This window comes from Sphingobium xenophagum NBRC 107872, assembly GCF_000367345.1.
GTDB lineage: Bacteria > Pseudomonadota > Alphaproteobacteria > Sphingomonadales > Sphingomonadaceae > Sphingobium > Sphingobium xenophagum.
In genome coordinates this window covers 1-12,315 of the sequence record NZ_BARE01000074.1, presented here as the reverse complement: position 1 = coordinate 12,315, position 12,315 = coordinate 1, and the positions used below count along the sequence as shown (strand labels likewise).

General features: G+C 61.9%; 12 protein-coding genes. 5 read left to right on the top strand and 7 right to left on the bottom strand.

Translation table 11 applies throughout. From position 1 onward, the window contains the following. Positions 1 to 1,322: Tn3 family transposase (locus SX1_RS20665; protein WP_019054618.1), on the top strand; the 1,322-nt coding region annotated here is incomplete at its 5' end. A gap of 131 nt (positions 1,323 to 1,453) precedes the next feature. Then, positions 1,454 to 2,149 (top strand): ABC transporter ATP-binding protein, encoded by a 696-nt coding sequence (locus SX1_RS20660; protein WP_019054617.1) that lies wholly within the window; start codon positions 1,454 to 1,456, stop codon positions 2,147 to 2,149. Positions 2,150 to 2,156: 7 nt separating this feature from the next. Here the strand turns inward: SX1_RS20660 and trxC are convergent, their stop codons facing one another. From trxC to SX1_RS20635, 5 genes are read right to left on the bottom strand one after another with little or no spacing between them, the layout of a single operon-like run. Beyond that, complete coding sequence (trxC, locus tag SX1_RS20655; RefSeq protein WP_019054616.1) at positions 2,157 to 2,597, bottom strand: thioredoxin TrxC; 441 nt, start codon at positions 2,595 to 2,597, stop codon at positions 2,157 to 2,159. 28 nt (positions 2,598 to 2,625) lie between these two features. Continuing rightward, positions 2,626 to 2,937: an ArsR/SmtB family transcription factor gene (locus tag SX1_RS20650; RefSeq protein ID WP_019054615.1), complete on the bottom strand. Its 312-nt coding sequence runs from the start codon at positions 2,935 to 2,937 to the stop codon at positions 2,626 to 2,628. Next, positions 2,934 to 6,155 carry an efflux RND transporter permease subunit gene (locus tag SX1_RS20645; RefSeq protein WP_019054614.1) on the bottom strand — a complete coding sequence of 1,074 codons (3,222 nt, stop codon included), beginning with the start codon at positions 6,153 to 6,155 and terminating at the stop codon, positions 2,934 to 2,936. Before SX1_RS20645 ends, SX1_RS20650 begins: the two co-directional genes overlap by 4 nt. Then, the gene (locus tag SX1_RS20640) at positions 6,152 to 7,177 is read right to left on the bottom strand and encodes an efflux RND transporter periplasmic adaptor subunit (protein WP_255209815.1); all 1,026 of its coding nucleotides are present in this window, start codon (positions 7,175 to 7,177) and stop codon (positions 6,152 to 6,154) included. Before SX1_RS20640 ends, SX1_RS20645 begins: the two co-directional genes overlap by 4 nt. A gap of 44 nt (positions 7,178 to 7,221) precedes the next feature. Beyond that, complete coding sequence (locus tag SX1_RS20635) at positions 7,222 to 7,557, bottom strand: rhodanese-like domain-containing protein (RefSeq protein WP_019054612.1); 336 nt, start codon at positions 7,555 to 7,557, stop codon at positions 7,222 to 7,224. Between the two features lie 102 nt (positions 7,558 to 7,659). On the opposite strand from SX1_RS20635, the gene SX1_RS20630 reads away from it, so the two are divergent. The 3 genes from SX1_RS20630 to SX1_RS20620 are packed head-to-tail and all read left to right on the top strand — an operon-like array spanning position 7,660 to position 10,503. Beyond that, the gene (locus SX1_RS20630; RefSeq protein WP_502685155.1) at positions 7,660 to 9,009 is read left to right on the top strand and encodes an NAD(P)/FAD-dependent oxidoreductase; all 1,350 of its coding nucleotides are present in this window, start codon (positions 7,660 to 7,662) and stop codon (positions 9,007 to 9,009) included. A gap of 11 nt (positions 9,010 to 9,020) precedes the next feature. Then, positions 9,021 to 9,224, top strand: a complete 204-nt coding sequence (locus SX1_RS20625) for a YgaP family membrane protein (RefSeq protein WP_019054610.1) — start codon at positions 9,021 to 9,023, stop codon at positions 9,222 to 9,224. A gap of 13 nt (positions 9,225 to 9,237) precedes the next feature. After that, the gene (locus SX1_RS20620; protein WP_019054609.1) at positions 9,238 to 10,503 is read left to right on the top strand and encodes a TolC family protein; all 1,266 of its coding nucleotides are present in this window, start codon (positions 9,238 to 9,240) and stop codon (positions 10,501 to 10,503) included. A gap of 300 nt (positions 10,504 to 10,803) precedes the next feature. Here SX1_RS20620 and SX1_RS20615 read toward each other — a convergent pair whose 3' ends face one another. Together SX1_RS20615 and SX1_RS23195 are read right to left on the bottom strand one after the other, a co-directional pair. Further along, a complete protein-coding gene (locus SX1_RS20615) occupies positions 10,804 to 11,298 on the bottom strand; it encodes a hypothetical protein (RefSeq protein ID WP_026150006.1) in 495 nt (164 codons plus the stop codon). A gap of 358 nt (positions 11,299 to 11,656) precedes the next feature. Continuing rightward, positions 11,657 to 12,315 (bottom strand): hypothetical protein (locus SX1_RS23195; RefSeq protein WP_255209814.1); only part of this gene is annotated, 659 nt, incomplete at its 5' end.

The window sequence follows — 12,315 nt, the reverse complement described above, 5'->3', positions numbered from 1 at the left end:
AGCTCGATGAACCCGAGAGCCTGCGTGCGCTTCGCGCCGCCATCCAGACCCGCATGCCGAAAGCGGGCATGCCGGACATCTTTCTTGAAGTCATGGCGCGAACCGGATTTGCCAAATCCTTTAGCCATCTGAGCGAGCGTCAGGCCACCGTCGAGCATTTCGAAACAAGCCTGTGCGCGGTCCTGGTCGGCGGTGCCTGCAACATCGGCCTTGAGCCGGTGGTCCGCCCGGAATTTGCGGCGCTGCGGCGCGACCGGCTTTCCTGGGTCAGTCAGAATTTCATTCGCCCCGAAACCATCGCCGCGGCGAACGCCGCGATCGTTGCCGCGCACAGTCGTCTGGATATCGTCCAACATTGGGGCGCCGGCGAGGTGGCCAGCGCCGACGGCATGCGTTTTGTCGCTCCGTCGAGCGCCATACACGCCGGTCCCAACCCCAAATATTATGGCCAGGAGCGCGGCGTCACCTGGTACAACATGATCTCCGATCAGTTCAGCGGTCTGGGCGGCGCGGTCATCCCCGGCACCTTGCGCGACAGCCTGGTCGTCCTGGCTCTCCTGCTGGAGCAGGAAACCGAGCTCGAACCTCTGGAAATTATGACCGACACCGCCGCCTATTCCGACGCCATTTTCGGCCTGTTCTGGCTCCTGGGTTACCGTTTCAGTCCGCGTCTGGCGGACATCGGCGGCGCGAAGCTCTGGCGGATCGACCGCCAGGCGACTTACGGACAATTCGATGCGCTCGCCTGGGGCAGGATCAACATCGCTCTGATCCGGGAAAACTGGCCGGACCTGATCCGCCTGGCCGGATCGCTCAAGCTTGGTCACCTCAAGGCCGCAGGCGTCATGCGCATGCTGCAGGTCAAAGACCGCCCGACGACGCTGGCCAAGGCCCTGTCCGAACTCGGGCGCATCATCAAGACGCTGCACATCCTGCGCTACATCGACGACCGACCATTCCGGCGTCGGATATTGTTTCAGCTCAACCGGCAGGAGTTGCGCCACAAGCTCGGGCGGCGCGTCCATCACGGCGACCGCGGCGAAATCAGAAGCCCTCTGCGCCAAGGCCAAGGTGAGCAGCTTGGCGTCCTTGGTCTCGCCCTCAACGCCATCGTCCACTGGAACGCCGTCTACATGCAGGAAGCCGTGCGCCAACTCGGGGATGCAGGGACACCCGCGTTGCCCGCCGATATCGCCCGACTTTCGCCGATATCCTGGCGTCACATCAATTTCCTCGGGCGCTACGACTTCTCCGTGCCCGACGCCGTCGCCAACGGCGGTCTCAGGCCGCTACGCCAACCTAATTCCGAATGGGACTTTTGAAAAGAAATATCGACCCTTACGACACTTTCCTGTTCCGCTCAGCCGCACGACCCTGGTCATGGGCATCTGTACGCTAGCGAGCCTTCTGGCCATCCAAGCGGCGATCAAAGTCGACCCTGCGGAGGCGATCGGTGGCTGAAGGCATCCGCATCGAAAACCTGGTCAAGACCTATGGTAGCGGTGACACTGCGGTCCACGCTCTGCGCGGGGTGAACATGGCTGTCGCCAAGGGCGAAGTCGTGGGGCTGATCGGGCCATCGGGTTCGGGCAAGAGCACGCTGCTCAAGTGCCTTGGCGCCGTGATCGAACCCAGTTCGGGCCGCATGACCATCGGCGACACGGTGATCTACGACGATGGCTGGAAAGTGCGCGACTTGCGTGCTCTTCGCCGTGATCTGATCGGGTTCATCTTCCAGGCGCCCTTTCTGATCCCGTTTCTCGACGTGACCGATAATGTCGCGCTCCTGCCGATGCTGGCGGGCAAACCCAACGCCGTCGCCCGCAAGGAAGCACGCGATCTGCTTGATGCCCTCGACGTCGGGCACCGGGCGGCGGCCATGCCGTCGCAGCTTTCCGGGGGAGAGCAGCAGCGGGTTTCAATTGCCCGCGCGCTCGTCAACCGCCCGCCGGTTATTCTGGCCGACGAGCCGACCGCGCCGCTCGATAGCGTACGCGCGCTTGCGGTCGTCGATCTGCTCAACGCCATGGCCCGCCAGTTCGATACTGCGATCATCGTCGTGACCCACGATGAGAAGATCATCCCGACCTTTCGGCGCCTCTACAACATCCGCGATGGTGTTACCGTCGAAGAGCAAATGGGGACCTGACCGCAGATCAGGAATTGAGCGCTTGCCGGGCCCAACTGACGATTGAACCTGCTGGCATCGCGCCGGATTGACGTGCCAGTTCCTTGCCGCCCCTGAACAGGATCAAGGTTGGAATCGAACGTACGGCATAGCGCGCGGCGATTGCCTGTTCGGCTTCGGTGTCGACCTTGCCTAGCCGGACATAAGGCTCAAGCTGAGAGGCCGCCGCTTCGAACGCGGGCGCCATCTGGCGGCAGGGGCCGCACCAGCTCGCCCAGAAGTCAACCAGCAGTGGTATGCCGCTCTTGTTCAGATGGGCCTCGAAATTGACCGCGCCGAGCGTGACAGGATGGGCATCGAATAGTGCACTGCCACATCGCCCACACTTGCCGCCCGCGCCCAATCGCTCATGCGGCACCCGGTTGGTGGTTGAGCAAGTCGGGCAGATGATCAAGATTGGATCGGGCATGCCTATTTTTCCCAATGGCGGACTGGTGTCATTTGCCTGGCTCGTTGCAAAGCTCGCACAGCGAATGGATGACCCCACGGACAATCGGGTCCTTGAGGCTGTAGAACCGGGTCTGCGCCTCGCCGCGGATGCTGACCACGCCTTCCTCACGCAGCATCGCCAAATGCTGTGAGACCGAGGACTGCGAAAGTCCGGCCAGTTCCACTAGCTCGGTTACCGACGCTTCTCCTTCATCCATCCGGCAGAGCATCAGCAGACGTTCGGGGTGACTCATCAACTTGAGGCGCCCCGCCATGATCGCGGCGTTGGCCTTGAGTTCAGAAAGATCAGTCGGCTTCATGTCTCAAGTTCCGGATACGGGCGACCATCGTCGCGCAAGACTATGTAGATTGCTGGAATAACGAGCACAGTCAGCAAGGTCGAGGAGGCGAGGCCGAACAGCAGCGAGATCGCCAGCCCCTGGAAGATTGGGTCGGTCAGGATCACCGCCGCGCCAATCATCGCCGCTGCTGCGGTGAGGACAATCGGCTTGAAGCGGATCATACCGGCTTCCAGCAAGGTTTCCCGCAAGCTCTTGTCCGGGCTGCGTGAATGGCCGATGAAATCGACCAACAGGATCGAATTTCGCACAATGATGCCGGCCAAGGCGATGAACCCGATCATCGAGGTTGCGGTAAAAGGTGCCTGGAACAGGATATGTCCAAGCACGATGCCCACCAGTGTCAGTGGGATCGGGGTGAGGATCACCAAGGGGATGGTGAAGCTGCGAAACTGGCCGACGACCAGCACATAGATCCCGAGCAGCGCCACCATGAAGGCTCCGCCCATATCGCGGAACGTGACCCAGGTGATCTCCCATTCGCCGTCCCACAGCAACGAGGTCTTGCTCTCGTCCTCGGGCTGGCCGTTCAGGATGACGGTTGGCTTCTCCAATCCGTGGGCTTTCCAGTTGAAGTCGTCGATCGCCTTGTCGACTGCCAGCATGCCGTAGATCGGTGCCTCATAGCGACCGGCGAGTTCAGCGGTGACCATCGTTGCCCCGCGACCATCGCGGCGGAAAATGGCTTGTCCGCCCGGCTCCATTTTCGCGGTGACCAGTTCGCCCAAAGCCACCAGTTGACCGGTGGGCGTGGCGGCGACGGGCGTGGCGGCCAGCGAAGCGGACCAGCTGCGCTGCGACTGGTCGAGGCCAAGCTCGATCGGCAGCGGATCGCGTTCATTCCCGCGCGGTGCATAGCCGACGACTTGACCACCGAGCAGTGCGCCGATGCTGTCGAACAACTGGCGTTCGGAAAGGCCATAATGGTCAAGCTTCGCCCGATCAGGGACCAACTTGAGTGTAGGGCGCGGCTGTCCGAAGCTGTTATCGACGTCGACGATGTAGGGCACCGACCTGAAGATCGCCTCGACTTGCACAGCGGTTTTCTGGCGGGTGGCTTCGTCCGGGCCATAGATCTCCGCCAGCAGCGTCGCCAGCACCGGCGGTCCCGGCGGGGTTTCGACCACCTTGAGCGATCCGCCGGCGGGCAGGGGGATCGCCTTCAGCTTCTCGCGCAGGTCCACAGCGACTTCGTGGCTGGACCGCGAGCGGTCACCCTTGGGAAGCAGGGTGATCATCAGATCGCCCATTTCAGGCGCATTACGCAGGAAATAGTGGCGCACTAGTCCGTTGAAATTGAACGGCGCAGACGTTCCCGCATAGGCTTCCATCGAGGTGACCTCGGGCACGGTCCGCGCCACGGCGGCAGCCTGTTCCAGCACGCGCGAAGTCATCTCGAGGCTGGCGCCCTCGGGCAAGTCGGCGACGAGCTGAACCTCGCTCTTGTTGTCAAACGGCAGCAGCTTCACCGTTACCGCCTTGAAGTAGAACATCGAGCAGGCGACCAGCGTCGCGACGCCGACAATGATCAGGAAGCGTTTGGCGCTCTGCGGCGTGGCAATGACCTTGCTGGCGTACCGCTTGTAAAGCGCACCCAGCTTGCCGCCGTGAGCGTCGTGTCCGCCATGCCCATCTGTTGCCAGTGTCTTGCGGGCGAAGCGGATCATCAACCACGGCGCGATGATAACCGCAACGAAGAAGGAAAAGATCATCGCCGCCGAGGCGTTGATCGGGATCGGCGCCATGTAGGGGCCCATCAGGCCCGACACGAACAGCATCGGCAGCAGCGCGGCAACCACTGTCAGCGTGGCAATGATCGTCGGGTTGCCGACTTCGGCCACGGCATCGACCGCCCCGTCGATGCGGCTGCGGCCATCGTCCATGGCCCAGTGCCGGGCGATGTTCTCGATCATCACGATCGCGTCATCGACGAGGATACCAATCGAGAAGATCAGCGCGAACAGGCTCACCCGGTTGATGGTGAAGCCCATGACGTTCGAGGCGAACATCGTGAGCATGATCGTGGTCGGAATGACGATGGCGGTGACGCCCGCCTCGCGCCAGCCGATGGCGAAGCCGATCAGAACCACGATCGAGACCGTCGCCAGCGCCAGGTGGAATATGAGTTCGTTCGCCTTTTCGTTGGCGCTTTCGCCATAGTTGCGCGTGACGGACACTTCGACGCCCGCCGGAATCAGCGTTTCCTTGAGCCTTTCCACGCGCTCAACGACACCTTCGGACACCGTAACTGCATTGGCCCCGGCGCGCTTCGCCACGGCGAGGCTGACTGCTGGCCCCATGCTCCAGCCATTTTTATCATCCTTTGCCCAGCGCCAGGCGCGGGCCTGGTTCTGGGTCGGAGCCTGCTCGACCTTTGCGACATCCGACAGGAGCACCGGCGCGCCGCTGGCGGAGCGCACGGTCAGGCTTGAAAGCTCTTGCGCATCGCGCAGTGTCTGGCCGGCGACAACCAGCGCAGCCTGTCCCCCTTCGCGCACGGTTCCAGCCGGGAAGGCGCGATTGGCCTGGCTCACGGCCTCGATCAAATTGCCCAGCGGAACGCGGTAGAGCGCGAGCTTGGCCGGATCAGGCACCACGCGAAGCGCCATGTGCTGGCCGCCCGTGATAAATGTCAGGCCGACGTCATCGACCTTGGCGATCTCGGTCCTGAGCTTGCCCGCCAGTTCGGCCAGCGCCTGATCGTTCCACACGCCTGCTGCGCCCGGTTTGGGGGTCAGGGTCAGGACCACGATCGGCACGTCATTGATGCCGCGCACCGTCACTTGCGGCGCGGGGATGCCGACGGGAATCCGGTCCTTGTTCGCCTCGATCTTTTCGTTGATGCGGATCGCGGCGTCTTCGGGGTTTGACCCGACAAGGAAGCGTGCGGTCACCAGCGCGCCATTATCCTGCGCCTGTGTGTAGACATGTTCGACGCCATCGACGCTCTTGACGATCGTCTCGAGCGGCTTGGCCACCAGTTCGACCGCTTCGCGCGCCGACAGACCCGGTGCCTGGACCATGATGTCGACCATCGGCACCTTGATCTGCGGTTCTTCCTCACGCGGAATCGTGATCGTCGCCAGCAGGCCGACGAGAATGGCCGCCAGCAGAAACAACGGCGTGAGGGGCGACATGATCGTCGCCCGGGTGAGCTTGCCCGATATGCCCAGATTCACTTGGCCGTCCCGATCAGCGTATCACCGGCGTTTGCTCCTGACAGGATTTCGACCTTGCCCGGCTCAGGCGAAGCGGCGGTCTGGACAGGCACCTGCGCTGCCGAACCGTCCTTGGCGAGGAGGGTAACGTAATCGATGCCGTAGCGATTGGTGACGTAGCTTGCCGGGACCAGCAGCGCTTTGCGCGCACCTGTCTCGACCTTGGCGGCAACGCGGCGACCGATCAGGCGATTGTCGATACCCGGTATGTCGACATCAACCGTTACCTGTCCCGCAGTGACCGAGGGATAGAGCTTGATCACCGTGCCAGTGCCCGAGCCGCTGCCGATACTGCTTGCGGTCACACGCGATCCGGCGTGGACCTTGTCGGCCAGCGATTCAGGCATCTCGAGGCGGACAATCGTGGGGCCAGCGGTGATCACCGCGATCGCCATGCCGGGCGCAACCGGGGAGCCGGCCGGGACATCGGCCCTGAGCACGCGGCCACTGGCCGGCGCGGTAACGGCGCCTTGCCCTGCTACAGCCCCGACAGCCGACTGTTGAGCCTGAGCGGCACGGATCTGGGCATTGGCTGCTGCGGCCGCGGCCTCTGCCTGTTCAAGCCTGGCTTTGGCATAAACGCCGTTCTGATAGAGAAAGCGAACGCGCGACAGTTCGCCTTGCGCTTGTGCGGCCTGCGCCTGCGCGGCGGCAACCTGAGCGCCAAAGGCACCGGCTTGGTAGCCGAGCTGGCTATCGACGATGCGCCCTATGACCTGACCTTTAGCGACCATGTCGCCTTCCCTGACTGTCAGGGTGGTCAAAATGCCGGGAATGCGGGCCAGAACCTGCGCCTGATCGACCGTGGCGATCTCTGCGCTCACGTCCTGCCAGTTCACGGTGTCACTGGCGGCAAGGACAAGGCGGGGCCCCGCAAGGGCCTTTGCCGTCTGCGCAGTTTCTTCGCCACTGCTGCAACCAGCGAGTGGCAGACTGAGAGCCACCGTGCTCAGCGCGGTCAAGGCCAGAAGGTATCCCCGCATCGTCATTTCCCTTGCTGACGCATTTTATTTATCGTTCGATCGACTTATCGTTCAACCGGCAGGCCAGCCGATTGCCAAGCACCGAAGCCGCCCGCGAGGTGCGTGTCGACCGCGGCCTGAGCCACGCCGCATTTGTCGAGCGCCATGCCCGAACGCTTGCCGCCCAAGCAGGTGAGCACCATCTTCTTTCCGGCAGTGTCCGGCAGCTTCGAAGGCTGAAACGTGGATAGCGGCATGTTGATCGCGCCGGGAATGTGCCCCGCTGCAAACTCATCAACCTCACGCACATCAACGACGACTGCCGCATCCTTCGCCAGCATTGCATCGAGTTCCTGCGCGGTCAGTTCGGGATGCTTTGCTTTGCCAAACCCAAAAACCATCTGCTCGTCCTTTCCTCAGGTGACCACCTTCCGGCGGTCCTGTGCAAACTTTACCCCTTGCTCATATCGGAAACGTCTTATATAAGTCAAGCACGATACAGAGTGTCGACGCGCGCTTCGACAGATTTCCTGAGGAACTGCGGCGTCAGACAAGATTGCGGGAGAACCGATATGTCATTGCCCCAGATCATAATCCTAGGCGCAGGCCTCGGCGGCACAATTGCTGCCTATGAAATTCGCGATGCCGCAAAGGGCAAGGCGGAGGTCACGGTGATCAATGATCAGGAGGACTATTGGTTCGTGCCCAGCAATCCGTGGGTGGCAGTGCGCTGGCGCGAACCCGATGCTATCAAGGTTCATCTGCCCCCGATCATGAAGAAGAAGGGCATCGGTTTCACCGCCGTAGGGGCAAAGCGAGTCCACCCGCAGGAAAGCCGAGTCGAGCTCAACGACGGCACCTCGCTTGCCTACGATTATCTTGTAATCGCAACCGGCCCGGAGCTTGCTTTCGATGAGGTGGAAGGGCTCGGCCCTGACGGCTTCACCCAGTCAGTCTGCCGGACTGACCATGCGTCTCATGCAGCCGATGCCTTCGACCGCTTTTGCGAGAATCCGGGGCCGATCGTGGTGGGCGCCGCGCAAGGTGCCTCATGCTATGGCCCGGCCTACGAATTCGCGCTGATCCTCGATACCGAACTCCGGCGTCGCAAGATCCGTGACCGCGTGCCAATGACCTATATCAGTCCGGAACCTTACATCGGCCATCTGGGCCTCGATGGGGTTGGCGACACTAAGGGCCTGCTCGAGAGCGAATTGCGCAACCGGCACATCAAGTGGATCACCAATGCCCGCATCACCAAGGTGAAGGAGGGCACGATGCATGTCGAGGAAGTGGCCGACGACGGTTCGGTCAAGTCGGCTCATGATCTTCCGTTCGGCTATTCGATGATTTTGCCCGCATTTCGGGGCGTCACAGCAGTCCACGGGATTGAGGGACTGACAAATCCACGCGGGTTCATTCTCGCCGACAAGCACCAGCGCAACCCGACCTTCAAGAACGTCTATTCGCTGGGGGTCTGCGTTGCGATCCCGCCAATCGGACCGACCCCTGTGCCTGTGGGCGTGCCCAAGACTGGGTTCATGATCGAATCCATGGTCACTGCAATTGCGGCCAATCTCAAGCTTGAACTGGACGGCAAGGAACCCGCCGAGGAAGCAACATGGAATGCGGTCTGCCTGGCCGACTTCGGCGATGGCGGGGTAGCCTTCGTTGCTCAGCCGCAGATCCCGCCGCGCAACCTCAACTGGTCGGCAAGCGGCAAGTGGGTCCACCTCGCCAAGATCGGCTTCGAGAAGTACTTCCTGCACAAAGTCCGGCGCGGGACAAGTGAGCCGTTCTACGAAAAGCTGGCGATGCACGCGCTGGGCATCCGCAAGCTTCGTTTCAAGTGAGGAGATGTACCATGACGCTTGATACCGCTGTCCTGCGTTTTGCCGGGCTTGTCGTTCTCGTCAGTGTGTTGCTGTCGTTCTATGTCCATCCGTACTGGATCGGCCTCACGATCTTTGCTGGGCTCAATATGCTCCAGGCGAGCTTCACCGGGTTTTGCCCGGCCGCAATGATCTTCAAGAAACTGGGCGTTAAGCCCGGCGCCACATTCAACTGAAGCGAGCCGTTCCATGCGCCGCCTGATTCTTCCGCTTGCAACTCTGTCATGCGCTTTGGCTGCCCTCCCAGTCCAAGCCCAGGACCTCGCCGCCGCTATCACCGATGCTTTGGCAAACGCCCCCACGCTTGCTGAAGCCAATGCCGGTGAAGCGGCGGCGAAAGCCCGGCTCGATCGTGCCCGGGCCGAGAGCAATCCACTTATACGCGTGGAAGGAAGCGTCGGGTACGGCAGGATCGATAACGGTGGCTTTTTCGGGATCACGGCCGATGATGTGACACCGCTCGCGGTGCAGGCGACCGCTGAGATGCCCCTGTACGCGGGCGGGCGTATCGCCTCGGCTATCGCGCAGGCGCGGGGCGGGGCCGAAATCGCCAGGCTTGGGGCGCAGCACGCGCGGCACCAGACAGTGGTTCTGGCCGTCAGCACCTATGTGCAGGTACTTTCCGCGCGCAAGCTTGAAGCGCGATTCACCCTGTTTGCCGATGAATTGCGCGAAGTGGAGCGTCAGGCCGGATTGCGCTATCGTGTAGGCGAAATCGCAAGTTCAGACGTTGCCCAGGCCCGCGCTCGTCGGGCGGAGGCAGAAGCAGGACTCGCGAAGGCCACAGGGCTGCGCACCTCCGCCGAGGCTGCCTTTGAACGGTTGACGGGCAAGGCACCGGTGGCGCTTGCTGGCCTTCCTCCTTTGCCACAGGTGCCTGCTTCGCTGGACGAAGCTCTCGCCATTGCTCGATCTGACAACCTTGCACTGAAACAGGCCGAGCAGGGCGTATCCGTCGCACGCGCCGGGGTGCGCGCGGCCAAGGCGGAAGGAATGCCGATGGTTGGAGCATATGCCGAGGCTGCCCACGTCCGCGACCAGTTTTTCCCGAACTACCGCGCGGACAGCGTCTCGGTTGGTGTTCGCGGGCGCTGGACACTGTTTGCCGGCGGCCGCGTGGCTGCAGAAACGCGGGCCGCAGATGCCGATCTCACTGGTGCGGAGGCGCGCGAGCGGCAGGCGCGCCTTACCCTTGACGGAATGGTGATCGATGGCTGGACCGGCTTGCAGACCGCGGGACGTATGGTTGAGGCATCGCGCCTGCGCCATGAATCTGCTGCCGAGGCCTTGCGCGGCAAGCGCCTTGAAGCGCAAGTGGGTGCCGTGCCGACGCTTGCGGTGCTTGATGCCGAACGCGAGGCTATCGAGGCAGAAGCTTCACTCATAGAAGCTGAAGGCATGCGGCAGGTATCTGCGTGGCGGCTCAATGCCTTGTTGGGCCAAGGTATGCGATGATCGAAGCTCTTCATTCCGATGTTCATCTCGGGGGAGCCATCGAACAGGTCTGCGCCGCCCGCACGGCGGAACGGGTGACGGTGTCAAGGAACTTCATTTATGCGCCGACTTTCACCTCCATCAGTATGGCTCATGTTCCGGAACCATAGCGTGAGGCGATCATCGATCCGTTGCTCGACTTTCTCAGCTCAGCCCAGTTCGAACGAAGGGTCGTCAACTGAGACAATGCTTCTCCACTTTTCGGGGCAAGTCCACGTTCGGATAGCTCGTTCCAACAGGTAATTGCCCACCGGCCATCGATCACTGCTCCAAGGCTTCGGGTATCGGCGTCAGGTCCTCCACACATCGCTTGATTTCCGGGGCCAGTGCTGCTGCTTGTCCGGCCGTGTCGATCCGGATGCGGCTGTCCTCGATGATCGCGTTGATTTGCGTCTCGGACAAGGGTGAAGCGCGCTCCGCCTCGGTCGCTTTTTGCAGCGCCAGCGGCCGGATTTCGCTGCCGGGCTGCTCGATGCCCTGGGCCTTCAACGCCGCCACGACCTCGCCGCCTGTCTGCTCCGAGATCGCTTCGATGAGGGCCAGACATCGATTTGCCGCGCGTACCGGTGCCTGGTGCCGGATCAGATCATCGTTCGACATCGACGGGTCGGCGGGAGTTTCGAGTGTCTCCTCGGCCACTTCTATCGAGGAAACAGGCTCGCCGCAGCCGGTGAGCAAGGCAAGTGCAACAAGCAGCGGCGCCAATTCTGCAGCCGGGCGAAGCCCCACCCTGGCCGTGTTCGAAGCGTAAGCCATCACGGACTGCCTCAGGCGTAGCTGTCTGGCAGCCAGCAGCGCGTGCCTGAGGACGCAGCAACTGTGCGCTTGAACCGCTGAACCATTGCAGGTCGCTCGATCCTCACGGCCAAAAAATCGATGGCCGCAGATCACTCGCTGAAGGGATCAAACAGGGGGCAACGGCCATCGATCTCAAGTCCATGTGCATCTCGGAAGGAAACAGCGTGTTCGCTTGTCGTGACCCTTCCTGAGCACCTGAAATTAGCGCGCGTGGCGAAGTGTGGCACCTAAAAAGATCATAGTAACTGGCGCCGATCACCCGTTTGCACTGTGATGGAATGGGCCGAAAACCTGCTGACCGGCACGCGGGCCAGTTTCATTGACCGCCTTGGCCTGGTGCAGGATTCTGCCGGTCAATACGGAAATGAATGTCCATGTTCGCAAGGGCGTCGAGGATTGCGCCTTGCCGCTTCATCGGCCGCCAGTCGTAGAGAAAAATCTCCGCCGGTCGCCAGTTGGCCACCCAGCCAATGATGAGCAGGCCCTCTCGCAGGAAGTCGCCAAAGGGTTCGGCAACCGCTTCGGTGGCTAGGAACCCGAGCCCCCAGCACAGGATGAGGAAACCCAGGCCCATCGCCAGCGCTTGCCGGCCGTCGCGGAGCAGCAGTCTGAGACGACGGGCCTGAACTTCACTCCGGTACGCGAAATAGGACCGCACGGCCGCCGCAATCGTCTCCTTGTTATCCGTATCTGCTTCCGGCTCGCCGATGTGGATTGCCAGGCGATAGGCATTTTCCGGCAGTTCCAGCGCGCTTTCGACAATGTAGGCTTCCACCTCGTCATCAAGATCGCGTCCGACCATCGGGGACGGGTCGAAGGCGTGAAACAGATCGCTCGGGATCCTGACCCTGAGATCGATGACGCCGCGGTGTTTCTCGGGAATGGGTCCAGTCCTTGTTATGCGTTTGGCTTGTTGCCCTTCAACAGATCCAGGAATTCCATCGGGAATGGAAAGACAATTGTGGAGCTTCGGGC

Excerpts from the sequence above, each read along its gene's own strand:
- trxC (WP_019054616.1), bottom strand. The coding sequence starts at position 2,597 with ATGCCCGATCCAATCTTGATCATCTGCCCGACTTGCTCAACCACCAAC.
- SX1_RS20650 (WP_019054615.1), bottom strand. The coding sequence starts at position 2,937 with ATGAAGCCGACTGATCTTTCTGAACTCAAGGCCAACGCCGCGATCATG.
- SX1_RS20640 (WP_255209815.1), bottom strand. The coding sequence starts at position 7,177 with ATGCGGGGATACCTTCTGGCCTTGACCGCGCTGAGCACGGTGGCTCTC.
- SX1_RS20635 (WP_019054612.1), bottom strand. The coding sequence starts at position 7,557 with ATGGTTTTTGGGTTTGGCAAAGCAAAGCATCCCGAACTGACCGCGCAG.
- SX1_RS20625 (WP_019054610.1), top strand. The coding sequence starts at position 9,021 with ATGACGCTTGATACCGCTGTCCTGCGTTTTGCCGGGCTTGTCGTTCTC.
- SX1_RS20620 (WP_019054609.1), top strand. The coding sequence starts at position 9,238 with ATGCGCCGCCTGATTCTTCCGCTTGCAACTCTGTCATGCGCTTTGGCT.
- SX1_RS20615 (WP_026150006.1), bottom strand. The coding sequence starts at position 11,298 with ATGGCTTACGCTTCGAACACGGCCAGGGTGGGGCTTCGCCCGGCTGCA.